Source organism: Thiohalocapsa halophila, from assembly GCF_016583825.1.
Classification (GTDB): domain Bacteria; phylum Pseudomonadota; class Gammaproteobacteria; order Chromatiales; family Chromatiaceae; genus Thiohalocapsa; species Thiohalocapsa halophila.
In genome coordinates, this window is record NZ_NRRV01000022.1 from 43,582 (window position 1) to 67,180 (window position 23,599).

A 23,599-nucleotide genomic window follows, 5' to 3' on the forward strand; every position below is an offset into this window, starting at 1 on the left:
ACCGCATGGACGCGTCGCCAACCGGTACGCTCGGTCCGATGTCGCTTCGCGCTGGGCATCTGCTCGAGCGCGCGTGCGCGACCAAGCCCCATCGCGCGGCCTCAGCCGAAGTTGATTCGCGCCTGCAGATTCGCCCGCGAGTCGGCGTTCAGCAGGCATTCGTCCAAGTCAATGCGCCCGGCGCGGTAGAGCTCGAGCAGGGCGTTGTCGAAGGTGGTCATGCCGCCTTCTGCCGTGCCTGCCATGGCCTCCTGAATCTCGTCGATGCGCCCCTCGCGGATGAGGTCGGCGATGTGCGGCGTATTCACCAGGATCTCGATGGCGGCGATGCGCTTGCCCTCCACGGTGCGGACCAGGCGCTGGGAGATGATGGCGCGCATATTGAGTGACAGGTCCAGATACAGGGTCTTGTGCAGCTCCTGCGGGAAGAGGCTGATGATGCGCTGCATGGCCTGGTAGGCGTTGTTGGCATGGAGCGTGGACAGGGCCAGATGGCCGGTGCCGGAGAGCTCGATGACCGTCTCCATGGTCTCGCGGACCCGAATCTCGCCAATGAGAACGACGTCCGGCGCTTCGCGAAACGAGCTCTTGAGCGCCGCCGCATAGGACTTGGTGTCCAGCCCCACCTCGCGCTGGTTCACGACGCAGCCCTGGTGCGGGTGGACGTACTCCACCGGGTCTTCGATGGTCAGGATATGGCCGGAGCTGTGCTTGTTGCGATGGTCGATCATCGCCGCCAGGGTCGTCGACTTGCCGGAGCCCGTGGCGCCCACCATCAGCACGATGCCGCGCTTGTGCATGACAAGCTCCTTGAGCACTGCCGGCAGCCCCAGCTCGTCGCAGGAGAGGATCCTGTTACTGAGATAGCGGATCACCATGCCGACGTGCCCGCGCTGGTGGAAGGCGTTGACGCGAAAGCGCCCGCGCTCTTCCAGCCCCACGGCGAAGTCCAGCTCGCGCTCGGCCTCGAAGACCGCGATCTGGTCCTGGTCCATCAGCGCCTGCACCGCCTCCTGGCACATGTCCGGGGTGTAGACGGTGCTGCCGATGTCGTGCAGCCGGCCGTCGATCTTGATGCGCACCGGACAGCCGGCGGTGACGTAGATGTCCGACGCCTCTTTGCGGATCATCATCTCCAGATAGGGCGTGAAATCCATGGCCGGCTGCCCGCCCCTCAACTACGGCCGAAGCTCATGGATGAGCTGCCGTCGTCCTCGTCTTCGCCGACGATGGAGAGCCCGTCCACGTCGCCGAGCACATCGTGCTCGTCGGCGTCCTTGCCCTCCAGCTTGATCCGGAGGCGCAGCTCGTTCATGGAGTCCGCCGAGCGCAGCGCATCTTCGTAGGTGATCTGGCCGGCCTCGTAGAGATCGAACAGCGCCATGTCGAAGGTCTGCATGCCGGACTCCTTGGAGCGCTGCATGATTTCTTTGATCTCGTGCACCTTGCCCTTGAAAATCAGGTCCTGGATCAGCGGCGAATTGATCATGATCTCGACCGCAGCGATGCGCCCGCCGCCCACCTTGGGCAGCAGCCGCTGGCTGACGACCGCCTTGAGGTTCAGCGACAAGTCCATCAGCAGCTGCGCGCGGCGCGCTTCAGGGAAGAGGTTGATGATCCGGTCCAGCGCCTGGTTGGCGTTGTTGGCATGCAGGGTCGACAGGCACAGGTGGCCGGTCTCGGAGAAATTGATGGCGTGCTCCATGGTCTCGCGGGTGCGAATCTCGCCGATCAGGATGACGTTCGGCGCCTGGCGCAGGGTATTGACCAGGGCATTGTCCCAGCTCTCGGTGTCCACGCCGATCTCGCGCTGCGTGATCAGGCAATGGTCGTGCTTGTGCACGAACTCCACCGGGTCTTCGATGGTGATGATGTGGCCGCGGGTGTTGGCGTTGCGATAGCCGAGCATGGCCGCGAGCGTCGTGGACTTGCCGGAACCGGTCCCGCCGACCACCAGGATGAGCCCGCGCTTGGTGAGCACCAGATCGCGCAGGATGGGCGGCAGATTGAGATCCTCGATCTTGGGAATATCCGTCGGGATGATGCGCAGCACGGCACCGGTGCGGCCCTGCTGGACGAAGACGTTGACGCGAAAGCGCCCGATACCCGCCGGGTTGATGGCGAAGTTGCACTCCTTGGTGGCATCGAACTCGCGGATCTGGTGGTCGTTCATGATGGAGCGCACCAGCGTGGCGGTCTGGTCCGGCTTCAGCGGCTGGTCCGTCAGCGGCGTGAGCTTGCCGTCGATCTTACACGCAGGCGGGAATTCCGCCGAAATGAAGAGGTCCGAGCCCTTGCGCTGCAGCATCGTGCGCAGGCAATCCAGCATGTACTTGGCGGCCTGTTGGCGGTCCACGTTGCGTCCTCCGTCATGCTATTGCGATGCGGCCTGTTCGCCCCTCGTTCCGCACTCGCCAACGGGGCGGGCGCCCAGAGCAAGGGCAAAGGCGCTTCGGAAACATACAACGCAGCCGGCCGTCTTGCCGCGACCGGGGGCACAGGATTCGCACCCCGGGGCGGGACGCGCGCACCAGTCGGCGGTGGGCATGATGGTCCGCCCGGGCCGCCATGGCGCCTGTCGCGGCGCTCCGCGTGCGTCAAGATTTGGCTGCCGGGGACATCATTTGGTCACAAAAGCGGAATTTCGCTGTCAAGAACATATCCTAGGATGTCGGGATTCAAGACAAATCGACCTGACAGGACAACCAGCCATGAACGAGAAGCGCGATTACGCCGCCCGACACTGCCTCCAGGTGCCCGTCTACATCCGCTACGGTCGCCGGCCTTTCCTCGGCGCTTGTGCCAGGGATCTGTCGGTGAGCGGCATGTTCCTGTCGGTGCAATCCCTGACCCTGCCGACCGGTACTCTCATCGAGCTGGAGCTCTCCTGTCTCGGCCGCGACTGGCTGATCCCGGCCGTGGTCGTGGGCGGCGACAATACGGGCATCGGCGTGATGTTCCGTGAGCCCCAGGCCGAGCTGTTTCGGGGGCTGATGCAGGCCACGGACATGCTCCCGCCCGTCACCGCAGCCGCTGCCGCCACGGCAACGGGGAGCTGCACCGCCGTCAGGTCCGGCGTCTCGGCGACCTCGGTATAGGCGGCGCCGGCGGGGCGGCGATGGCGCACCAGCCGCCGCCCGTCCAGGTCCACCAGCCAGGCCTCCGGGATGCCCGCTCGCGCGTAGCGGGGCAGCTTCACGTCGCGGTCATAGGCGAGGCTGCTGTCGGCGACTTGGATGATGAGCAGCAGATCCCGGGGCTCAGGATGGCCGTTGCGGTAGTAGTCCGGGCGCGGGCGCAGCAACGCGATATCCGGCAGCGGCTCGGTGTGGTCGTCGAGCCGGACCGGGTCCTGGACGGAGACGACGGCGGTCGGCCCCAAATGCTCCTTCAGGAGGTTGGACAGCAGTTTGACCGTACCCGCATGCGGATGCCCGATCGGCGGCATTTCCACGACCTCCCCGTCGATGAGCTCGGTGCGCAGCTCCGGCCCGAGGATGCCGGCCTCGCCCATGCGGTGATAATCCTCGACACTGAAACGAACGGCTTGGCCGAAGCTCGACGCCCGTGGCGGTACGGTTGCGCTGACTGTCATGGCGTTGGCCCGGATAGGTTTTTCGCTGCGTCCTCGTCTCTGGCGTGCGCCCTGTCGATACCGCAGGCGTCATCACGCCAGCGGGGGGAATGCTAAGAATACACGGCATCCGGCAGCCAGGTGGCGAGCCCCGGAAACAGCGCCAGCGCCGCGAGCATCAGCAGCTGCAGCACGATGAAGGGCAGCACGCCGCGGTAGATCTGGGGCGTGGTGACCTCCGGCGGCGCCACACCGCGCAGGTAGAACAACGAGAAGCCGAAGGGCGGCGTCAGGAAGGAGGTCTGCAGATTGATGGCGATCATCACGCCCAGCCAGACCGGGTCCAGCCCCATGGCCAGCAGCACCGGGCCGACGATGGGCACGACGACGAAGGTGATCTCGATAAAGTCCAGGATGAACCCGAGCAGGAACATCACCAGCATCACCAGCGCCACGGCGCCGACCACCCCGCCCGGCAGATTGGTCAGGAAGTCCGTCACCGCCTCGTCGCCGCCGAAGCCGCGGAACACCAGCGAGAAGACGGCCGCGCCGATGAAGATCAAAAACACCATGCTGGTGACCACCGTGGTCTGGCGGACCACCGCGGTGAGCGTGCGCAGATTCAGCTGGCGCTGGAAGGCGGCCAGCAGCAGGGCACCGACGGCACCCACCGACGCCGCCTCCGTGGGCGTGGCAATGCCGTAGAGGATGGAGCCGAGCACCGCCACGATGAGCCCGAAGGGCGGCAGCAGCACGCGCACCACCCGCAGCCAGAAGCGCCAGTCGTGCTCCGGGCGCTCCGCGGCGGGAATGGCCGGCACCGCGGCGGGCCGGAAGATGGCCACGCCCACCATGTAGCCGATGTAGGCCCCCACCAGCAGCAGCCCCGGAATGAGCGCGCCGATGAAGAGATCCCCCACCGACACGGTGTCCGGCGAGAAGATGCCCATGTCCAGCTGCGCCTGCTGGTAGGCCGCCGAGAGCACATCCCCCAGCAGCACCAGCACGATGGACGGCGGGATGATCTGCCCCAGGGTGCCGGAGGCGCAGATGGTGCCGGCGGCGACGCTCGGGTCATAGTTGCGCCGCAGCATGGTGGGCAGGGATAAAAGCCCCATGGTCACCACGGTGGCGCCGACGATGCCGGTGCTCGCCGCCAGCAGCATGCCTACCACGGTCACGGAGATACCGAGCCCCCCGCGCATGGGCCCGAACAGCAGCGCCATGGTATCCAGCAGATTCTCCGCCACCCGGGAGCGCTCCAGCATCACGCCCATGAAGACGAACAGCGGCACGGCGATGAGCGTCTGGTTGGTCATGACGCCGTAGATCCGGTTCGGCAGCGCCTCGATGAAGGCGTGGTCGAACAGGCCAAACCACTCGCCGATGAAGGCGAACACCAGCGCCGTGCCGCCCAGCGACAGCGCCACCGGATAGCCCAGCAGCAGCACGGCGCCGACGGCCAGGAAGAGCAGCAGCGGCATCAGCTCAGCCATCGGGCGGCACTCCCCCGACGGATTCGCCCTGCGCCGATCCCTTGCCTGCGGCGGCGGCCCCCTGACCGATGGCCGCCCGACTCGGCGCCGCCGGCGGGGCAGCCGCGTCCACGCCGGCCAGGAAGAGTCCGCTGCGCAGCACCCAGACAACGCCCTGGAGCAGCAACAGCACGGGCATTACCACCAGCAGGGTCTTCAGCCAGTAGACATAGGGCAGGCCGCCCGCCTCCCGCGAGCCCTCGCTCACGGCCCAGGACTCGCGCACATAGTCCCAGGAGGCCGTCAGGATGAAGAGACAGACCGGGATCAGCAGAAACAGGGTGCCCAGCAGGTCCACCCAGGCGCGACCGCGGGGCGAAAAGCGCTGATAGAAGATGTCCACCCGCACATGGCCGTTTTGCTGGAGCGTGAAGGCGGCCCCCAGCATGAACAGCATGGCGTGCATGTAGGTGACGGACTCCTGAAGCGCAATGGAGCCTTCATCGAAGCCGTAGCGCAGCACCACCACCAGGAAGGTCACCAGCACCATGGCCAGCGCCAGCCAGGCGATGACGCGGCCGACCCAGTGGTTGACCAGGTCAAGCCAGCCGGCGAGCCGCAGCAGCCGCGCCTTCAGTCCCGCTTGCGCCAATGGCCCGTCTTCCGCCATGCGCTGCGATCACCCCCTGCTGCCGACGGCCCCCGGCCGGAGACCCGGGCGGCCACTGCGGCACCCGTCGTCACCAGCTGAACAACAGCCATTGCGGCAGCGCGAGGTTCGGCTCGCGGCTGTCCTGGACATCCAGGGTGCCGTCGCCGTCGGTGTCCATCAGGTAATAAGGCGGGCCGGCGATGGGCTCGACCTTGACCATGTACACCTGGCCCTTCACCCGGTACTCGTAGATGACCTCTTCATCGGTCTCGATGATGGTCACCTCCGGCTCCACCCGCTCGCCCTGTGTCGGCGGGACAGGCACCGCCGGCGCGGACAGGAAGGGGCTCTCCTCCTCTGGCTGGGCGGGCGACTGGGCGGGCGGCTGGGCGGCGGCCGTGGCGCAAAGGCCGAGCCCGATGCAGCCGCCGAGCAGCAGCGGCAGGACAATGGCAGGCGGCGGGAAGCGGAAGGCTTGCATGGCGGTCCGGATGCAGCGTGCGAGTCGCCGTAGTGTATTACGGATGGGCGCCGGACGGGATGGGGGGTCGCAGTGCCAGTGACCCGCCGGGCGGCAGTCCCAGCGGCCTGCGGGCGCCTCGGCGTAGGTCGGGTCGACTTCAGGAGGCCCGACAATCGGGCGGCGACCGCCAGCGCAGCGCCGGGCTTCGTGCCTCAGCCTGACCAGATGGATGAAGCTCGGTCCGGTGAAGGGCCTCAATAAAACCGCGGCGTATAGACCCAGCAGCCGCCGTCCGCCCGCTCGATGCGCCGGGTGCGGGACGAGCCGACGATGACCAGGGTGCGCATGTCCACCTGCTCGGGCTGCAGCTCGGCCAGGGTGGTCACGGTGAGCTGCTCGCGCGGGCGGCCCACATCCCGGCCGAGCACAACGATCGTCGCCGCCGCCCGCTGCGCGCGGATCACCGCCAGCGCCCGTGCGAACTGGTCCGGCCGGGCCTTGGAGCGCGGGTTGTACAGGGCCAGCACCAGGTCCGCCTCGCACACCAGGGCGAGGCGGCGCTCGATCTCGGCCCAGGGCTTCAGGTTGTCGGACAGGGACAGGGCGCAGAAGTCGTGCCCCAGCGGCGCACCGGCCAGGGCCGCCGCGCCCTGGGCGGCGGAGACGCCGGGCAGGATGCGCAGCTGCACCCCATGCCAGGCGGGGTCGTCGGCCTGATCCAGCACCTCCAGCACCGCGGCGGCCATGGCGAAGACGCCGGGGTCGCCGGAGGAGACCATCGCCACCCGGGCGCCGGCGGCGGCCAGCGCGAAGGCGTGGCGGGCGCGGTCCAGCTCCTCGCGGTTGTCCGAGGCATGCACCCGCTGATGCGCGGCGAAGGGGCCGGCGAGGTCCAGGTAGGTCTGGTAGCCGAGGACATCGGTGGCGGCGGCCAGCACCGCGCTCACGGCCGGGGTGCGCTGGGCAGCGCTGCCGGGCCCGAGACCGACGACGGCGAGGCTGCCGACGTCCGGGTCTGTCTCGCTCACGCGCCCTGCCACTGCTCGCCCGGCAGCAGCAGCATGGAGAAGTAGGGCACCGACGCCGGGTCGATCTCCGCCAGTGGCACGATGCGCTCGCCGTGCATGGTGGCGCGCTCCACGTAGAGCGCCCGGTGGGCGAGTCCCAGGCGCGTCAGCACCCGGCGGACCTTCTCGAAATTGCTGCCGAGCTTCATGATGGCGGCGGCGTCGGCGTCCGCGAGCCGGCGCTCCAGCTCCGCCTCCGGCAGGGTGCCGGCGAGCACCAGCATGCTCTGGTCGCGGTACACCAGCGGCGTGCCCACCGCCGCGGCGCTGGCCACCACCGAGCACACCCCCGGCACCACCTCCGCCCGGAATCGCCCGGCGAGGCGGTCGTGCAGGTACATGAAGGAGCCGTAGAAGAAGGGATCGCCCTCGCACAGCGCCGCCACGTCGCGGCCGGCAGCCAGGTGGCCGGCCACCAGGTCCGCGGCGCGGTCGTAGAAGCGGCGCATGGTGCCCTCGTAGTCGAACGGCGGCGCCGGGATGCGTCCCGTCACCGGGTACACCAGCGGCAGCAGGATCTGATCCGCCCGCAGGTGCTCCTCCACCGTGGTGTAGGCGTTGCCCCGCTTCCTGGGGCCGGCGTAGTAGGCCACCACCGGGGCCGCGCGCAGCAGCCGCAGGGCCTTCAGCGTCAGCAGCTCCGGGTCGCCGGGGCCGACGCCGATGCCGAAGAGCCGGCCGAGGGCCTGCTCGGGCGTGCCGCCCCGGGCGCCGTCCGCGGCGGGTGCGCCGGACTGGCGGTGGCTCGGACCGTCGGGGCGGGCGTCGAAGGGGCTCATGCGGCGTGCGGCCCCGCGGCTGCCGGCTCCCGGCCGAGGGCGTTGACGGCGGCGGCGGCCATGGCGCTGCCGCCGCGGCGACCGCGCAGCGTCACATAGGGCACGCCGCGGCTGTCTGCGGCCAGCGCCTCTTTGGACTCGGCGGCGCCGACGAAGCCCACCGGAAAGCCCAGGATCAGCGCCGGCCGCGGCGCGGCGTCGTCCAGCATCTCCAGCAGCCGGAACAGGGCCGTCGGCGCATTGCCGACGACCAGCACGGCGCCGGCGAGCTGCGCCCGCCACAGCTCCATGGCCGCCGCGGTGCGGGTGTTGCCGAGGGCGCGGGCCAGCGCCGGCACCTGGGGGTCATCCAGGGTGCAGACCACCGGATTATCCGCCGGCAGCCGGCGGCGGGTGATGCCCTCCGCCGACATGCGCCCGTCGCAGAGGATGGCGGCGCCGGCGGCCAGCGCGTCACGGCCGGCGCTGCCGGCATCCGGCGAGAACAGCAGGTCGTCGATGACGTCCGGCATGCCGCAGGCATGGGCCACGCGCACCGCCAGCGCTTCCAGGTCCGGCGGGATACGGTCCAGGTCCGCCTCGGCGCGGATGATGGCGAAGGATTCGCGGTAGATGGCGTCGGCGTCGCGGTTGTATGGCAGCATCGGCGATGGGCTTCGACGGCGGCGCGGGTCGGCGGCTCGGGCTCGAGTAGGGGCTGGCACTCGGGCCCGAGCGCGTCGGTCTGCGCGGAAACGTTTAACTGTACCGGCTGGTGGCGGACTCCACCAGTGGGGCACACCGGAGAACAAAGGGATTCATGTCAACGAATGCGCAATCTGCCCCAACGGCGGGCGGCGGCCCCTGGCTCAGCATCGTCGGTATCGGCGAGGACGGGCCGGCCGGCCTCGGCAAGACAGCCCTGGGCGCTATCGCCGCGGCCGAATGGGTCTTCGGTGCGCGGCGCCATCTGGAGCTGCTGCCGACGCACCTGGACGGCCAGGGCGCGCAGCAGCGCCGCGAGCCCTGGCCCCAACCCTTCGACCTCGCCTTCGAGCGTGTGTTCTCCCTGCGGGGATCGGCGGTGTGCGTGCTCGCCAGCGGCGACCCCATGTGGTTCGGGGCGGGCGCCAAGCTCGCCGCGAGGCTCGCGCCCGGCGAGTACCGGGTGCTGCCGGCGCTGTCCTCGACGCAGCTGGCGGCGGCCCGGCTCGGCTGGCCCCTGCAGGATGCGACGGTACTGCGGCCGGTGTCCGCAGACCCGCCGCTGGCCCCAGAGCTGGCCCTGACCCGGGTGCGCCTGCACCTGGCCGACGGGGCCCGGCTGCTGATCCTCTCCGCCGACGCGCGCACACCCGGACTGCTGGCCGAGCTGCTGCGCGGCGACGGCTGGGGGGCGAGCGTCCTGACGGTGTTCGAGCGCCTGGGCGGCCCGGCGGAGCGGCGGCGCGAGGCCGCGGCGGACCACTGGGCCGAGTCGGATATCGATCCCTTAAACCTCATCGCCGTGGTGTGCCGGGCGCCCGCCGGCTGGAGACCCCGACCGCGCCGGACCGCCCTGCCCGACGACGCCTTCAGCCACGACGGCCAGCTCACCAAGCGCGATGTGCGGGCCCTGACCCTGAGCCGGCTGGCGCCAGGCCCGGGCGAGCTGCTGTGGGACGTGGGCGCGGGCTGCGGCAGCATCGGCATCGAGTGGATGCGCTCGGAAGACGGCTGCCGCGCCCTCGCCATCGAGCCCGATGCCGGGCGCCGCGGCATGATCGCGCACAACGCCGCGGCGCTCGGCGTGCCGGAGCTGGTGGTGGTGGCGGGTCGGGCGCCGGACGCCTTGGCGGACCTGCCGGCGCCGGATGCCGTGTTCATCGGCGGCGGGCTCACCGCCGCCGGGATCGCCGAGCGCTGCTGGGCGGCGCTGCGCCCGGGCGGGCGGCTGGTGGCCAATGCCGTGACGCTTCAGAGCGAGGCGGCCCTGGCGGCGCTGCGGGCGGAGATCGGCGGCGCGCTGACTCGCGTGCAGGCGGCAGACGCCGCCCCGCTCGGGCGCTTCGACGGCTGGCGCCCGGCCATGCCCATCACCATCCTGGCGGCGACCAAGCCGGGGGACGAGAGCCTCGTCGAGACCTAGCGCTAGGTGTCGGGCTTCGCTGTCGCTCAGCGCCGACCTACGGCCAGAGCCAGATCAACCACAGGCCGGCCTCTGTGCTGGCATTGCGTCGTTGGGCGGGCCTTTTTTCATCCGCGTTGGCGTTTGCACGGTGCCGGGTCATTGCGCCCCCTGCGGGAACTCCCAGACGATGGGTCCGCGTCGGGTCAGGTCGCGGCCGGGCTCGCCCGGCGCCTTGTCATAGCGCAGCAGTTGCATGACGTCGGCGCTGACCCTGGGGTTGGTGGTGAAGTAGGAGTGGCCGAAGGCGTCCGTGCGCTTGCCCTCGTAGACGATGACGTCGACGTCGCCGAGCTTGTCCAGGTAGCGCTGGGAGTCCTCGGGCACGTCCTCGGGGCGCAGGTTGCCGACCCGGCTCTCGCTGCGGAACAGGATGCGCGAGACGAGCAGGGCGCGGTCCTGCGGCGAGGAATAGATGGTAAAGCGCCCGCGCATCGGGTCCGGCAGCCGCCCGCTGGGCCAAACGCTGAACACGTCCGGGTCGGACGCAAAGGCAGTGACCGTTTGGGTGGCCACCTCCACGTCGATGTCCGGCGAAAAGAGCACCAGGTTGTCCACCTTCAACACATCCGCCGGCTCCTTGCCGGCGGAGACCACCTCGCTGAACAACTCCCGCAGGGCGCCCAGCAACAACGCCGTGCCGCGGCTGTGGGCCAGCAACTGCAGGCGCTCGACGCCGGGGGTGGTGGCCAGGGTGCGGATGGCCTTCTTCAGGTGGTTCCGGGCGTAGTCGGCGGACTCGGTGGTGGACGTGTAGGAGATCAGGAAATTGCCGGTGGACGACGCCGGCCAGGTGAAGAAGGCGCACACCGGCTCGCGGCCCAGAAAATGGCACAGCTCCGCGGCGGTGAAGGCCGAGGTGGCGAAGGTCTCGTTGAAGCCGTGCACATAGAGCATGACCTCCTTGCGCGGCGAGCGCACGAGGCGCGCCTGGACCTCCTCCTGCAACTGCCGCCGCGCAGCGAGGTGCTGGGCCAGGGTGCCGTCATCCCGGTATCTATTGCCGTCGGGGCCGAGGCGGATGGCGTAGGGCTCTTCGGGGAAGGCGCCGAGGCGCTGCACCCGACCCAGCGACAGATCCATGTCCCGCGTGCGCTCGGCGAGCCGGCTTTCGCGCTCGAGCACCGGCCAGGTCACGTCCGGGCCGATCTCCACCCGCGCGGAGCCGAACTCGATGCGCTTGGCCCGGTCCTGGCCATAGGGCAGATCGCTCTGCGGGTCCGTCTGCGGGGCGCGGTCGGTGAGGTAGAGCAGGTCCACGTCGGTGCTGGCGCTGCGGACATCAGCCGGCAGGGTCACCACCGGCTCACCGTCCGGCGCCTGGTAGACCACCGGTGTGGGCATCAGCTGCCGGGGCTTGCTGGCGCAGCCGACGGTCAGCAGGCTGACTACCGTGATGACGATGAGTCGTTGCACTCGGCGTGGCATGGTCTGTTCCTGGGGTTGATTGCCGGACGACGCGGCGCTTGCGGTGCATAGCCATCTCGCACCGGCGTCGCAAGCCCCGGATTCTACGGCATCCGTGAGGTGCGGCGGCGCGCAGACTGTGAAGGTGCGCGGGCGGCGGGCCCGATGCCGCCAGCCATAGCGGTCCGGATAGGGATTTGCCGCTGGCTCAGCGGTCGCGGCGCGATCAATGGGCGGCCATCGCATGTGCCGGCCCTTTCGCGGCCGGCCCCGAACCGGGGCCGGCTTTCGGGTTAGCATGCCGGCCCAGTCGAGCCCAGCCCAGACCAGACCAGAGCAGCCCCGCTCGCTTAGAGAGAGCCGCAGCCGCATGAGCAAGCCCGCAGAGCCGAATGCCGCCGCCGGCGCCGCTGACGGCGGCAACCGCAGGGCGGCGGCTGCCGGGCGCTGGCGCGACGCGCTGACCGCCTTCCGCGACCGCCGCGTGGTGACCATGCTGTTCCTCGGCTTCTCGGCCGGGATTCCGCTGCTGCTGATCTTCTCGTCCCTGTCGCTGTGGCTGCGGGAGGCCGGCGTGGAGCGCAATGCGGTCACCTTCTTCAGCTGGGCGGCGCTGGGCTACTCCTTCAAGTTCGTCTGGGCGCCGCTGGTGGACCGGCTGCCGCTGCCCTGGCTCACCCGGCGCTTCGGGCGCCGGCGCGGCTGGCTGCTGCTGGCGCAGCTCGCCATCGTCACCGCCATCCTGCTGATGGCCTCCATCGATCCGGCACAGGGGCAGGAGGCGCTGGTGCGCATGGCGCTCGCCGCCGTGATGCTCGGCTTCTCGGCGGCCACCCAGGACATCTGCATCGACGCCTTTCGCATCGAATCCGCGCCGCCGGCGCTCCAGGGCATGCTCTCGGCGTCCTACATCGTCGGCTACCGCATCGGCATGGTCACCAGCGGCGCCGGGGCGCTGTTTCTGGCCTCGGCCTTTCTGTCCTCACCGGAGCATTACTCCTTCGAGGCCTGGAGCCTGACCTACAGCATCATGGCGGGCACCATGCTGGTGGGCATCACCACGACCCTGCTGGTGCCGGAGCCGGTGCGCAGCCGCCAGGTGGACTATCCCTACCCCGCCATCGCCTATGCCCGGCTGGTGGCGGTATTCCTGTGCGCGGCGGCCGCCTTCGCCGGGACCTTTTTCCTAAGCGGCGGAGCCTTCGCAATGCTCAAGGACGCCGTCGGCGGCGGCGGCTTCGTGACGCTGCTGGTGGAAGCGGTGCGCCTGGCGCTCGCCATCGGCGTCGCCGGGCTGGTGGGCTGGGGGCTGGTGCAGCTCGGCGCCGTGGACCGCGCGATGGCCGCCGAGACCTGGGTGGCGCCGGTGCTGGACTTCTTCCGCCGCTACGGGCTGGCCACCGCGCTGCTGCTGCTGGCGCTGGTGGGGCTGTATCGGATCTCGGACATCGTGCTCGGCGTCATCGCCAATGTCTTCTACCAGGACATCGGCTTCGCCAAGCCGGAGATCGCCAGGGCGGTGAACACCTTCGGCGTCCTGGTGAGCATCGTCGGCGGCTTCCTCGGCGGCCTGCTGGCGACGCGCTTTGGCGTCATGCGCATCCTGATGCTCGGCGCCATTTTGTCCGCCGCCACCAACCTCGCCTTCGTCGGCCTTGCCTATGTCGGGCACAACGTGCCGCTGATGTACGGGACGGTCTTTGCCGACAACCTGGCGGCGGGTCTGGCCAGCGCCGCCTTCGTCGCCTTCCTCTCCAGCCTCACCAACGTCCAGTTCACGGCCGTCCAGTACGCTATCTTCAGCTCCCTGATGACCCTGCTGCCCAAGACCCTCGGCGGCTACTCCGGCAGCATCGTCGACGGCATCGGCTACCCCGGCTTCTTCATCTTCACCACCCTCATCGGCATCCCGGTGCTGATCCTGGTGTGGCTCGCCGGGCGGCGGCTCGCCATCCGCGACGCCGCCTGACCGGGGCTGCCGCGAGGCGGCTCGATGCGACGGACAGCCGGGGGGAAATTCCGATGGCCAGAGCTTAGCGGGTCTTGCGCCGCCAAGCAGCTAGTCCAAACGCGGCCAAACCCGTAGTTGCCATCAAAAGCAGAGAGGAGGGTTCGGGCATCACCGTGATTTCATCAAATCGCTGATTCGCGGACCCGGTGCCGGCGGTCTGCGGATCGATCGCGAATCCAAGATGGTTTAAGGTTCCCGACAATGCACTGGAGGGGTTGGTGGTTCCGCCGAAATACAAATTCCCGCCATAATCGCCTCCCGAAGCGGTGGTTCCCCCAGCAGTGAAATCCATTGCGTACCAATTAGCGGGGCCGGGATTGAACATCAGCGTGTGCTCCATCCACTCGGGGCCGCCATTATACCCGACTGTGCTGCGGTACCAGCTTCCGCCCACTTCAACCGTCAGGTAAAAATCTCCGGCATTGCCATCTCCACGGGAATGAAAGGTGATTTCCGTAATATCTGACACATTGATGGAACTGCTGCCCGAAGGCAGATTGTTCGCGAAAATCAGATTCGGCTGTTCGGTCCAACCGTTGCCCTCGAAAATATAGCTTCCAATTGCATCGGAACCGGTGGTAATCCAGGTGCCGCCGTCGGTGCCATTTGCTTCGTCCGACAAATCCTGGGCAGTAGAGCCCGTGTAGGACTTCCAACCTGCTTCGTTCGGCGTCTGACTTTCAACCGGGAAGGTTTCGAAATAGAGGTGAGCTGGCGCTTGAGTGGCGAAGAGAGCCAAGACGATAAGGAGGGGAGTATATTTCATGCCATGTGGCCGAGTAGCCGGTGGTGGATTTGGAAATTCGCCCGCCTCTGCGAGCCCAAGGCAGCTTCTTGTCGCAACGCTAGCGAAGACCACAGGGCTGGTCAAGGCTCAACCGAGGGCGGCGCGGACAGCTCAGCAGGCGTAGGGCGTAGGGTGGACAAGCGCAGCGCAGTCCACCAGCTTACCGGCGCTCCCGGGGTGGACTTCGCTGTCGCTCGTCCACCCTACCACTACTGGTCGCGCTAACGATCAAGCCGCGCGGGCACACCCTGCGTAGCCAGGGCTGCCAGCTTTGATTTCGTCTGGCCAAGATGGCCTGCCTACCCAGTCAGCACCCAAGGCGGTCGGAGTTATGATCAAGGCCCAGGATTTGAGCCTTGGCCCTTTTCCCGTGGTCCCTTTTCCCGCTTTTTAGATCGCCAGCCGTCCGGTAACACCGGGCAGCGCCGACACCTGACGCTGACCTTCCGCGCCGAAGAGACGGATCTGGCCTTGTTCATCCACGGTCCAGACCTCTTGGGCGCCATAGCCCAGGTAGAATCGGATCTTTTCCTCGATCTCGCTGTTGGCATTGGATGGAGACAGGATCTCGACGCAGAGCTCGGGCGCCTGTGGATAGGGTGTACTATCGCCGTACCGACGCAGGAACTCGGGTGACATCCACACCACATCCGCCACCTTGACCCCCGCATGGGTGCCAATGGAGCATTCCGTTGCAATCTCGCCATGCGTGAGCACACCCGCCAGTAAGCGAACCAATTTAGCCTGTTGTATTCCATGACGGTTGGATGCGGGACTCATCACAATCCGTCCCCGTGCATCAAGCTCGATCTTGTACGGGAGGTCGCGCAGGCTCGGATCATTGATGACATCGGACCATTGCATCGCGGATGACTCCAAAAAGCAGAAAAGGGGCCAGGCTGGAATGGCGGTAACTTAAGCCACTCCGCGATATGAATCAGACACTTACGTTGACTACGATACGACGATCCAAGCTCTCCTGCGGCACAAGCGGGCGGTCTTCGCATGTCGGACGGCCTGGAGCTGTTCGGGTTGCAGGCCAAGCGCTTCGCTAAGTGACTGTTTTTATGAAGACGCCGCTTAAGTTAGTGCCATTCGGGCCAGGCTGCGGAAAGTCTAGCAGGATTCGAGTTTGGCCCCTTTTTCTAGGATGCATGCCCTTCGGCTGTCACCTTTGGCCGGGGGGTGTGTGGAGCTTGGAGCACGATGGGCGCGTCACCGGCCGACCTGGAGGGTCGCAGCCCCGGTCGGGGCGCAGATGGAGCGGCCGGGGCGCAGGGCGGCAGGCGTCAGAAGTAGGGCTTCTCCGGCGCCTCGTCGAACATGGCGACGCTGGCCATGATCTCCTCGCGGGCCTCTTCGCGGCCGCCCCAGCCGTCGACGCGGACCCACTTGCCCTCGTCGAGGTCCTTGTAGTGCTCGAAGAAGTGCGCGATCTGGTCCAGCAGGTGCGGGGGCATGTCGCGGAAGCTGGTGATGTTGCGATAGCCCTTGAACAGCTTGTCGATGGGCAGCGCCAGGATCTTGGCATCGTCCCCGGACTCGTCGGTCATCTTGAGCACCCCGATGGGCCGGCACTCGATGACGGAGCCCGGGATCAGCGGGTAGGGCGTGACCACCATGACGTCCACCGGGTCGCCGTCCGCGGACAAGGTGTGCGGCACATAGCCGTAGTTGCAGGGGTAGTGCATGGCCGTGGACATGAAGCGATCGACGAACATGGCGCCGGTCTCCTTGTCCATTTCGTACTTCACCGGCTCGGAGTGGGACGGGATCTCGATGATGACGTTGATCTCGTTCGGGATGCGGTCGCCGCGGGTGACGCGTTGCAGATCCATGGTGGCTCCTCAGTGGTTGGCGTGCTGTCCGGACGCCGCGGGTGCGGGGCGTGGACATGGAAGGTGACGTGAAGAGGCCGGGAGTTTAACGCAGGTGCAGCAAAACTGCCGCCGCGGTCCGGCGCTGCGCCCGAGCTGTGGCGCGGCATGCGTACGGCAGCGCCAGGCGGCCGGCCCGACGCGGCAGGGCTTGCCTGCTGGGCCGTCAGACGATCAGCGGCACCATCAGCAGTGCCACGATGTTGATGATCTTGACCACCGGATTCATGGCCGGGCCGGCGGTGTCCTTGTAGGGATCGCCGACGGTGTCACCGGTGATCGATGCCTTGTGCGCGTCCGAGCCCGCTCCGCCGAAGCTGCCCTGCTCGATGAGCTTCTTGGCGTTGTCCCAGGCACCGCCGCCGGCGGTCATGGAGATGGCGAGGAAAAGCCCGGTGACAATGGTGCCGATGAGCATGCCGCCCAGCGCCAAGGCGCCTGCATTGCCGCCCATGAGCCACTGCAGGCCGTAGGCGACCACCACGGGCACCAGCACCGGCAGCAGCGCGGGCAAGAGCATCTCCGTGATGGCCGAGCGCGTTAGTATATCCACGGCGCGGGAGTAGTCCGGCTTCTGGCTCCCGTCCATGATGCCGGGCATGGCCTGGAACTGCCGGCGCACCTCATTGGCGATGCCGCCGGCGGCCCGGCCCACGGCCTCCATGGCCAGGGCGCCGAACAGATAGGGCACCAGTGCGCCGATGAATAGGCCGATCAGGACGGCTGGATCATCCAACTGGAACGCCAGTGCCTTGCCCGCCCGCGCGAGGATATGCGTGAAGTCCGCGAAGAGCACCAAGGCCGCGAGCGCGGCGGAGCCGATGGCATAGCCCTTGGTTACCGCCTCGGTGATATTGCCAACGGCGTCCAGCCGATCGGTGATGCTGCGGATCTCTGGGTCCATGCCCGCCATCTCGGCAATGCCGCCGGCGTTGTCGGTAATCGGGCCATAGGCATCCAGTGCGACGATCATCCCCGTCATGCTGAGCATGGCGGTGGCGGCGATGGCAATGCCATAGAGCCCGCCCAGGGAATAAGCCGCCCAGATGGCCAGGCAGATGACGATCACGGGCGCCGCCGTGGCCTTCATGGCGATGCTCAAGCCGGCGATGACGTTGGTCGCATGGCCGTTGGCGGACGCCCTGGCGATGGCGCGCACCGGACCATAGTCGCTCCCGGTGTAGTACTCGGTGATGATGACGATGAGACCGGTGAGTGAGAGTCCGACGGCCGCGGCGCCCAGCACGCCCCAGCGGCTGACGAGCTCGCCGGTGGACGGCAGCGCCAGGGTCGGCGGCAGCATCAGCCAGGTAACGGGGATGAAGAGCAGCAGAGCGATGATGCTGGCGGTGGTGAGGCCCTTGTAGAGCACGGCCATGATGCGCTCGTCGCCGTCTTTCGCCTTGACGAAGTAGGTACCGATGACCGTGGCGATGATGGCTGCGCCGCCGAGGACCAGCGGATAGGCGATGACGCTGGCGCCATGGTTGCCGAGGAGCAGGCCCCCGAGCAGCATGGCCGCCACCAGGGTAACGGCGTAGGTCTCAAAGAGGTCGGCGGCCATGCCCGCACAGTCGCCGACATTATCCCCGACGCTGTCGGCGATCACCGCTGAATTCCGAGGGTCGTCCTCCCGAATACCGACCTCCACCTTGCCCACCAGATCGGCGCCGACGTCGGCCCCCTTGCTGAAGATGCCGCCGCCCAGACGCGCGAACAGAGAAATCAGCGAGCCGCCGAAGGCGAGACCGACCAGCGCATAGAGCGCCTGCATCTGTCCGTCCATATCCGACGGATCCGCCGGCGCCAGCCAGAGGTAGTAACCGGCGACCGCCAGCAGCGCAAAGCCCACCACCAGCAGCCCCGTGACGACGCCGCCGCGGAAGGCCACCTGTAGCGCCGCGTCCATGCCCTTGTGCGCGGCCTGCGCGGTGCGGGCGTTGGCGCGCACGGACACCAGCATGCCGATGTAGCCGGCGGCGCCGGAGAGCGTGGCGCCCACCAGGAAGCCCACGGCCGTCTCGAGCCCCAGGATCTGCCAGAGCGCCGCCATCAGGAGCAGTCCCACCAGGGTGATGGTCAGGTACTGGCGATTCAGGTACGCGGCGGCGCCCTCCTGGATGGCCCCGGCGATCTGGCGCATCTGCTCGGTGCCTTGAGGCTGGGCCAGGACCCAGCGAATGGACACCATGCCGTAGCCCACGGCGACCAGGGCGCACAGGATGGCGAAGATCGGGCCCATGGACATCGTCTTGTTATCTCCTCAGCAGTGCTCCACGACGGCTTGCGCCGCCGCGCGGCATTGTTCGGTCAGCCCGCTGAGGATTGCAAGGCGAAGAGGCGCGGAGCACCAGCAAGATTGTCGGGCCTACCGGCGTCGGCCGGTATGGGAAAAGTACGGAGTACGGAGTGCGGAGTACGAAGTACGGAGTGCTGCGGTCGGGGTCCGCCCCGTACTTCGTACTCCGTACTTCCTGCTGGATACTTATCCAACCAGCACGGGCGGAGTCAGCCAGCCGCCACGCCCAACGACCCCATCCCAACGACCCCATCACAGCAGCGAGAACGAAACCGTCACACCAGTCATGACGATGGCGACGATGCTCATGAGCTTGATGAGGATGTTCAGGCTCGGGCCGGAGGTGTCCTTGAAGGGATCGCCGATGGTGTCGCCGATGACCGAGGCCCGGTGTGCCACCGAGTTCTTGCCGCCGTGGTGGCCGGCCTCGATGTGCTTCTTGGCGTTGTCCCAGGCGCCGCCGGCGTTGGACAGGAACACCGCCAGCGCAAAGCCCGTGGCCAGACCGCCCACCAGCAGCCCTACCACGCCGGCGACGCCGAAGAGCAAGCCCACCAACACCGGCGCCGCGATGGCGATCACCGAGGGCAGGATCATCTCGCGCTGGGCACCGACGGTGGAGATGGCCACACAGCGCTCGTAGTCCGGGTCCGCCTTGCCGCGCAGGATGTGCGGGTTGTCGTGGAACTGCCGGCGCACCTCGTCCACCATGAGCTGGGCGGCGCGGCCCACCGCCAGCACCGTGAGCCCGCTGAAGGCGAAGGCCACCATGGCGCCGAGGAAGAGCGCGATCAGCACCACCGGATTGAGCAGCGTGACATTGTAGTAGGCCATGAACTGCAGCAGGCTCGCCTCCGCCGTCGCCACCGAGGCGCCATCCGGCAGCACCAGCGTCGTGATGCCGGCGGCGATCAGGTCGATGCGGATGACCTCCACGTAGGAGGCGATCAGCGCCAGCGCCGTCAGCGCCGCTGAGCCGATGGCGAAGCCTTTGCCGGTGGCGGCGGTGGTGTTGCCGAGGGAGTCCAGGGCGTCGGTGCGCTCGCGCACCTCGGGCCCGAGACCGCTCATCTCGGCGTTGCCGCCGGCGTTGTCGGCGATGGGGCCGTAGGCGTCGCTGGCCAGCGTGATGCCAAGCGTCGAGAGCATCCCCACCGCGGCGATAGCCACGCCGTAGAGCCCTTGGCCCATCTGCGCCACGTCGAAGCCGGACGCGAACAGGAAGGCCAGCATGGTGCCGGCGCACACCGCCACCACCGGCGGGATGCTGGAGAGCATGCCGACACCGATGCCGGCGATGACCGTGGTGGCGGCGCCGCCCTCGGCGGCGCGGGCGATGCTGCGCGTCGGGCGGTAGGACGGCGACGTGAAGTACTCGGTGGAGCGGCCGATGATGATGCCCGTCACCAGCCCCGTCACCACCGCGGCCCAGATGCCCCAGGTGTTGTCGATGCCGAGCAGCCAGAGCACGCCGGCCGCGGCGACGACGATGAGCGCGGCGCTGACGTTGATGCCGCGGGAGAGCGCATGCAGCAGCTCGCGCTGGTCGGCGCCCTCCCGGGTCTTCACCATATAAACGCCGAGCACCGACAACAGGATGCCGACGCCGGCGATGGCGAGCGGCGCCACCACCGCCTTCAACTGCATCGTCGGCTCGGCGACATAGGCCGCCGCGCCCAGCGCGCTGGCGGCGAGGATGGAGCCGCAGTAGGACTCGAACAGGTCCGCCCCCATGCCGGCGACATCGCCGACGTTGTCGCCGACGTTGTCGGCGATCACCGCCGGGTTGCGCGGGTCGTCCTCCGGAATACCGGCCTCGACCTTGCCCACCAGGTCAGCGCCCACATCGGCGGCCTTGGTGTAGATGCCGCCGCCGACACGGGCGAACAGCGCTTGTAAGGAGGCACCCATGCTGAAGGTCAGCACCGTGGTGGTCACCAGCACCAGCCGGGCGCCGTCGATGGCATCGCCGGGCGTGAGCAGGTCCACCAGGATGAACCAGAACACCAGATTGGCGAGTCCCAGACCCACCACCACCAAGCCCATCACGGCGCCGCTGCGGAAGGAGATCCGCAGCGCCTTGGCCAGCGAGGTCTGCGCCGCGGCAGTGGTGCGCGTGGAGGCGCGGGTGGCGGTCTGCATGCCGAAGTAGCCGGCCAGCGCGGAGAAGAAGCCGCCGAAGACGAAGGTCACGGGCAGCCAGACGTTCTGGATGCCGAGACCATAGGCGAGGTAGGCGAAGAGGCCGGCCACCACCGCGAAGACCACCAGCATGATCTTGTATTGCTGGCGCAGATAGGCCATGGCGCCGGTGCGCACATGGCCGCCGATGGTGCGCATCTTCTCGTTGCCTTCGTCCTCGGCCTGCATCTCCTTGTAGAAGCGCCAGGCGAAGATCATGGCGACGATGGCGGCGATCGGGGCGATCCAGAAAACGGGCTCAGTCATGGCATCGGTACCGCAGATGTGATCGGGCGAGGGACTGAATCGAATGCCGGTCACGCGCCGTCCGCGGCCGCACCAGCGCCATGCCCGGGACGCCAGCGGCGCCCGGACTGCTGCTCGCCCGGTGCGCTGTGCCACGCCCAGGCGGCACCGGGCCTCCTGCCCGATGCTGGATTGCCGAAAAACCTCAGGGTGATCTCTGGGAGCGCACCGCCTCTTACGGGCGGTGTCGGTCAGTCGTCGTCGGGGTCAGTCGAAGCGCGTCACCTGCGCCGAGCGCCACCAGTCGTAGTGCTTGGACTCCAGCTCCGCATGGCTCGGGAAGGGATAATAGGCGAAGTCCTTGTGGTCGCCGACATAGAAGCCCCGCTCCACCATGCGGTAGATGATGCCCTGCCTTACCTGCCGCATCACGAGCTTGTTCTCTTTGGTGTTGTGCTCGAAGTCCAGGAGCACGTCCCGCAGATGGCCGATGGCCGGGTATGGCAGGTCATCGGCGTTGCCGTGTGCAGGGTCGCTCCACAGCTCGCCGAGCTTCAGCTCCGCGAAGGCGATGCGCGGGACGTTCACCGGGTGCTGCGGGTCCGTGATGGAGCGGCAGAAGGACTGCGGCTCCAGCCGGCTCGCCACCAGCGGGCGCACCGGGCAGAACTCCTGATACAGATGCAGCGAGTAGGCGCTGTCTGCGGTGTACTCGCCGCGCGTGAGCTCCAGCGTGCGGCCGTCGTCGGTGACCAGATAGAGGTTGCCCAGCGCCGACACCGGCACCCGCGCCAGGGCGGTGTAGATGCCGAGGTACACCGATGACTTGGGCGCGCCGCTCGGCTGGGTGACGCAGCGCTCGTCCGCAAGGTGGAACGGAAAGTCCCCGCCGCGGAAGGACGGGTCCACCTCGAAGAACAGGGCCTGGTCGTGGGCGTGCAGGTGGCGGCCCGTCGAGTAGTAGGCACCAAAAGCCGCCGGCTCCAGCTGCGAGGCGATCAGGGCCTCCGGGATCAGCGACAGGTACAGCCGATAATCGCTCATCGATACCCCCGTGGGACTGCGCCAATGGGACTGCGAGACCAAGCGCCCGCGTTGGGGGATACGCTAACGGAAATGCTTGCGCTTTGCAGCAACGGTTTTTTGACGCCGCCAACCGGCACAGGGATCGACGGCTTGCAGACGTCTCCACAACGGCAGGTGATGGGCCGCCGCTGGTCCAGGGATTTGGGGTCGGGGGTCGGGGGTCGAGCACCACGGCGGAGGCGCGCCCGCGACCCCTTTGCCCCGCCGACGCGACCCCCGCCGACGCGACTGGCGAGCCCACTGGAAGCCGGGCTCAATGCACTGTCAGACCTCGAACGGCCCGAGCTTCTTCTCCACGCCGACGTTGTCCAGCGTCACGTACTTGGGCAGGCCGTTCTCGTAGGGAGGATAGTCCTCGCCTGAGATCAGCGGGTAGAGATACTCCCGACACGGCTCGGTGATGCCGTAGCCGTCCTCGCTGATGAAGTCCCGCGGCATGAATTTCTCGACGTTGGCCACCTCCGACAGCGGCGCCTCGCCGACCTCCCACACGTAGGGGTCCGAGGATTTGCGCACCACCGTCGGCATGATGGCGTTGTGGCCCTGGAGCGCGTACTCCACGCCCGCCTTGCCGAGCGCATAGGCCTGCTCCACGTCGGACTTGGATGCCACGTGGCGCGCGGCGCGCTGGAGATAATCCGCCACCGCCCAGTGGAACTTGTAGCCCTTGGCCTCCTTGACCATGTTGGCCACCACCGGCGCGGCACCGCCGAGCTGGGCATGGCCGAAGGCGTCGCGGGTGCCCTGCTCGGCCAGGAAGCGCCCGTCCGGGTAATGGCAGCCCTCGGAGACCACCACGGTGCAGTAGCCGTGCGCTTCCACCTTGGCCTCGACGGCGGCTATGAACTTGTCGTGGTCGAACTCGATCTCCGGGAACAGGGTTACCACAGGGATGCCCTGGTCCGCCACCAGCGCACCGGCGGCGGCGATCCAGCCCGCGTGGCGGCCCATGACCTCCAGCACGAAGAGCTTGGTGGAGGTGGCGGCCATGGAGCGCACGTCGAAGCTCGCCTCCAGCGTGGAGGTGGCGATGTACTTGGCCACTGAGCCGAAGCCCGGGCAGTTGTCGGTGATGGGCAGGTCGTTGTCGACGGTCTTGGGCACGTGAATGGCCTGCACCGGGAAGCCCATCTTCTCCGACAGCTGGCTCACCTTGTAGCAGGTGTCCGCGGAGTCGCCGCCGCCGTTGTAGAAGAAGTAGCCGATGTCGTGGGCCTTGAAGACCTCGATCAGGCGCTCGTACTCGCGCCGGTTGGCTTCCAGGCTCTTGAGCTTGTAGCGGCAGGAGCCGAAGCCGCCCGAGGGCGTGTAGCGCAAGGCGGCGATGTTCTCGGCGGACTCCCGGCTGGTGTCGATGAGGTCCTCCGTCAGCGCACCGATGATGCCGTTGCGCCCGGCGTAGACGTTGGCGATCTTGTCTTTGTGCTGGCGGGCGGTCTCGATGACGCCGCAGGCAGAGGCATTGATCACGGCCGTCACACCGCCGGATTGGGCGTAGAAGGCGTTCTTCGCGGTCATGGCTGTCCCCTCTCGTGTTTTCTCGTCGAAG

Annotated in this window: 19 protein-coding genes and 1 pseudogene; 3 read left to right on the forward strand and 17 right to left on the reverse strand. The window is 68.0% G+C overall.

Annotated features, from left to right (window positions below; all coding sequences use genetic code 11):
• Window positions 1-101 precede the first annotated feature (101 nt).
• Complete coding sequence (locus CKO31_RS10725; RefSeq protein WP_200236922.1) at window positions 102-1,157, reverse strand: PilT/PilU family type 4a pilus ATPase; 1,056 nt, start codon at window positions 1,155-1,157, stop codon at window positions 102-104.
• Window positions 1,158-1,174: 17 nt separating this feature from the next.
• Window positions 1,175-2,356 (reverse strand): PilT/PilU family type 4a pilus ATPase, encoded by a 1,182-nt coding sequence (locus CKO31_RS10730; protein WP_322789123.1) that lies wholly within the window; start codon window positions 2,354-2,356, stop codon window positions 1,175-1,177.
• A gap of 355 nt (window positions 2,357-2,711) precedes the next feature.
• Between CKO31_RS10730 and CKO31_RS27635 the strand changes: the two genes are divergently transcribed.
• Window positions 2,712-3,098, forward strand: a complete 387-nt coding sequence (locus CKO31_RS27635) for a PilZ domain-containing protein (protein WP_369075126.1) — start codon at window positions 2,712-2,714, stop codon at window positions 3,096-3,098.
• Here the strand turns inward: CKO31_RS27635 and CKO31_RS27640 are convergent.
• The 7 genes and pseudogenes from CKO31_RS27640 to CKO31_RS10765 all read right to left on the reverse strand — a co-directional run.
• Window positions 3,062-3,595: pseudogene (locus CKO31_RS27640) on the reverse strand (Uma2 family endonuclease); the annotation flags it as partial. The gene CKO31_RS27635 and the pseudogene CKO31_RS27640 overlap by 37 nt on opposite strands.
• 92 nt (window positions 3,596-3,687) lie before the next feature.
• On the reverse strand, window positions 3,688-5,070 hold the full coding sequence (locus CKO31_RS10740; protein WP_200236924.1) for a TRAP transporter large permease: 1,383 nt from the start codon (window positions 5,068-5,070) through the stop codon (window positions 3,688-3,690).
• Window positions 5,063-5,719, reverse strand: coding sequence for a TRAP transporter small permease subunit (locus CKO31_RS10745; protein ID WP_200236926.1), 657 nt, complete (start codon window positions 5,717-5,719; stop codon window positions 5,063-5,065). The genes CKO31_RS10740 and CKO31_RS10745 overlap by 8 nt, the downstream gene beginning before the upstream one ends.
• Before the next feature lie 70 nt (window positions 5,720-5,789).
• Window positions 5,790-6,182: a DUF2782 domain-containing protein gene (locus CKO31_RS10750; protein ID WP_200236928.1), complete on the reverse strand. Its 393-nt coding sequence runs from the start codon at window positions 6,180-6,182 to the stop codon at window positions 5,790-5,792.
• Between the two features lie 236 nt (window positions 6,183-6,418).
• The gene (gene cobJ, locus CKO31_RS10755) at window positions 6,419-7,192 is read right to left on the reverse strand and encodes a precorrin-3B C(17)-methyltransferase (protein ID WP_200236929.1); all 774 of its coding nucleotides are present in this window, start codon (window positions 7,190-7,192) and stop codon (window positions 6,419-6,421) included.
• Window positions 7,189-8,010 (reverse strand): precorrin-2 C(20)-methyltransferase, encoded by an 822-nt coding sequence (locus tag CKO31_RS10760; RefSeq protein WP_200236931.1) that lies wholly within the window; start codon window positions 8,008-8,010, stop codon window positions 7,189-7,191. Before CKO31_RS10760 ends, cobJ begins: the two co-directional genes overlap by 4 nt.
• Window positions 8,007-8,654, reverse strand: coding sequence for a precorrin-8X methylmutase (locus tag CKO31_RS10765; protein WP_200236932.1), 648 nt, complete (start codon window positions 8,652-8,654; stop codon window positions 8,007-8,009). Before CKO31_RS10765 ends, CKO31_RS10760 begins: the two co-directional genes overlap by 4 nt.
• A gap of 155 nt (window positions 8,655-8,809) precedes the next feature.
• On the opposite strand from CKO31_RS10765, the gene cbiE reads away from it, so the two are divergent.
• Window positions 8,810-10,117, forward strand: a complete 1,308-nt coding sequence (gene cbiE, locus CKO31_RS10770) for a precorrin-6y C5,15-methyltransferase (decarboxylating) subunit CbiE (protein ID WP_200236934.1) — start codon at window positions 8,810-8,812, stop codon at window positions 10,115-10,117.
• Window positions 10,118-10,255: 138 nt separating this feature from the next.
• On the opposite strand, the gene CKO31_RS10775 is transcribed toward cbiE, so the two are convergent.
• Window positions 10,256-11,584: an alpha/beta hydrolase gene (locus tag CKO31_RS10775; RefSeq protein ID WP_200236936.1), complete on the reverse strand. Its 1,329-nt coding sequence runs from the start codon at window positions 11,582-11,584 to the stop codon at window positions 10,256-10,258.
• A 349-nt stretch (window positions 11,585-11,933) separates the two neighbouring features.
• Here CKO31_RS10775 and CKO31_RS10780 point away from each other — a divergent pair, with 349 nt between their 5' ends.
• On the forward strand, window positions 11,934-13,532 hold the full coding sequence (locus CKO31_RS10780) for an AmpG family muropeptide MFS transporter (RefSeq protein ID WP_200236938.1): 1,599 nt from the start codon (window positions 11,934-11,936) through the stop codon (window positions 13,530-13,532).
• A gap of 64 nt (window positions 13,533-13,596) precedes the next feature.
• Here the strand turns inward: CKO31_RS10780 and CKO31_RS10785 are convergent, their stop codons facing one another.
• From CKO31_RS10785 to CKO31_RS10815, 7 genes are all read right to left on the reverse strand, one after another.
• Window positions 13,597-14,340 carry a PEP-CTERM sorting domain-containing protein gene (locus CKO31_RS10785; protein ID WP_200236940.1) on the reverse strand — a complete coding sequence of 248 codons (744 nt, stop codon included), beginning with the start codon at window positions 14,338-14,340 and terminating at the stop codon, window positions 13,597-13,599.
• 411 nt (window positions 14,341-14,751) lie between these two features.
• Window positions 14,752-15,225 (reverse strand): Uma2 family endonuclease, encoded by a 474-nt coding sequence (locus tag CKO31_RS10790; protein ID WP_200236942.1) that lies wholly within the window; start codon window positions 15,223-15,225, stop codon window positions 14,752-14,754.
• 425 nt (window positions 15,226-15,650) lie between these two features.
• Window positions 15,651-16,199 carry an inorganic diphosphatase gene (gene ppa, locus CKO31_RS10795; protein WP_200236943.1) on the reverse strand — a complete coding sequence of 183 codons (549 nt, stop codon included), beginning with the start codon at window positions 16,197-16,199 and terminating at the stop codon, window positions 15,651-15,653.
• Between the two features lie 205 nt (window positions 16,200-16,404).
• Window positions 16,405-18,486, reverse strand: a complete 2,082-nt coding sequence (locus CKO31_RS10800; RefSeq protein ID WP_200236946.1) for a sodium-translocating pyrophosphatase — start codon at window positions 18,484-18,486, stop codon at window positions 16,405-16,407.
• Window positions 18,487-18,789: 303 nt separating this feature from the next.
• A complete protein-coding gene (locus CKO31_RS10805) occupies window positions 18,790-20,985 on the reverse strand; it encodes a sodium-translocating pyrophosphatase (protein ID WP_200236949.1) in 2,196 nt (731 codons plus the stop codon).
• A 246-nt stretch (window positions 20,986-21,231) separates the two neighbouring features.
• Complete coding sequence (locus CKO31_RS10810) at window positions 21,232-22,008, reverse strand: hypothetical protein (RefSeq protein WP_200236952.1); 777 nt, start codon at window positions 22,006-22,008, stop codon at window positions 21,232-21,234.
• A 306-nt stretch (window positions 22,009-22,314) separates the two neighbouring features.
• Window positions 22,315-23,568: a 6-phosphofructokinase gene (locus tag CKO31_RS10815; RefSeq protein ID WP_200236954.1), complete on the reverse strand. Its 1,254-nt coding sequence runs from the start codon at window positions 23,566-23,568 to the stop codon at window positions 22,315-22,317.
• Window positions 23,569-23,599: the final 31 nt, after the last annotated feature.

Excerpts from the sequence above, each read along its gene's own strand:
- CKO31_RS27635 (WP_369075126.1), top strand. The coding sequence starts at position 2,712 with ATGAACGAGAAGCGCGATTACGCCGCCCGACACTGCCTCCAGGTGCCC.
- CKO31_RS10750 (WP_200236928.1), bottom strand. The coding sequence starts at position 6,182 with ATGCAAGCCTTCCGCTTCCCGCCGCCTGCCATTGTCCTGCCGCTGCTG.
- CKO31_RS10785 (WP_200236940.1), bottom strand. The coding sequence starts at position 14,340 with ATGAAATATACTCCCCTCCTTATCGTCTTGGCTCTCTTCGCCACTCAA.
- CKO31_RS10815 (WP_200236954.1), bottom strand. The coding sequence starts at position 23,568 with ATGACCGCGAAGAACGCCTTCTACGCCCAATCCGGCGGTGTGACGGCC.
- CKO31_RS10810 (WP_200236952.1), bottom strand. The coding sequence starts at position 22,008 with ATGAGCGATTATCGGCTGTACCTGTCGCTGATCCCGGAGGCCCTGATC.
- CKO31_RS10740 (WP_200236924.1), bottom strand. The coding sequence starts at position 5,070 with ATGGCTGAGCTGATGCCGCTGCTGCTCTTCCTGGCCGTCGGCGCCGTG.
- CKO31_RS10805 (WP_200236949.1), bottom strand. The coding sequence starts at position 20,985 with ATGACTGAGCCCGTTTTCTGGATCGCCCCGATCGCCGCCATCGTCGCC.
- CKO31_RS10800 (WP_200236946.1), bottom strand. The coding sequence starts at position 18,486 with ATGTCCATGGGCCCGATCTTCGCCATCCTGTGCGCCCTGGTCGCCGTG.
- CKO31_RS10780 (WP_200236938.1), top strand. The coding sequence starts at position 11,934 with ATGAGCAAGCCCGCAGAGCCGAATGCCGCCGCCGGCGCCGCTGACGGC.
- CKO31_RS10775 (WP_200236936.1), bottom strand. The coding sequence starts at position 11,584 with ATGCCACGCCGAGTGCAACGACTCATCGTCATCACGGTAGTCAGCCTG.
- CKO31_RS10760 (WP_200236931.1), bottom strand. The coding sequence starts at position 8,010 with ATGAGCCCCTTCGACGCCCGCCCCGACGGTCCGAGCCACCGCCAGTCC.
- CKO31_RS10745 (WP_200236926.1), bottom strand. The coding sequence starts at position 5,719 with ATGGCGGAAGACGGGCCATTGGCGCAAGCGGGACTGAAGGCGCGGCTG.
- ppa (WP_200236943.1), bottom strand. The coding sequence starts at position 16,199 with ATGGATCTGCAACGCGTCACCCGCGGCGACCGCATCCCGAACGAGATC.
- CKO31_RS10790 (WP_200236942.1), bottom strand. The coding sequence starts at position 15,225 with ATGCAATGGTCCGATGTCATCAATGATCCGAGCCTGCGCGACCTCCCG.
- CKO31_RS10765 (WP_200236932.1), bottom strand. The coding sequence starts at position 8,654 with ATGCTGCCATACAACCGCGACGCCGACGCCATCTACCGCGAATCCTTC.
- CKO31_RS10725 (WP_200236922.1), bottom strand. The coding sequence starts at position 1,157 with ATGGATTTCACGCCCTATCTGGAGATGATGATCCGCAAAGAGGCGTCG.
- cbiE (WP_200236934.1), top strand. The coding sequence starts at position 8,810 with ATGTCAACGAATGCGCAATCTGCCCCAACGGCGGGCGGCGGCCCCTGG.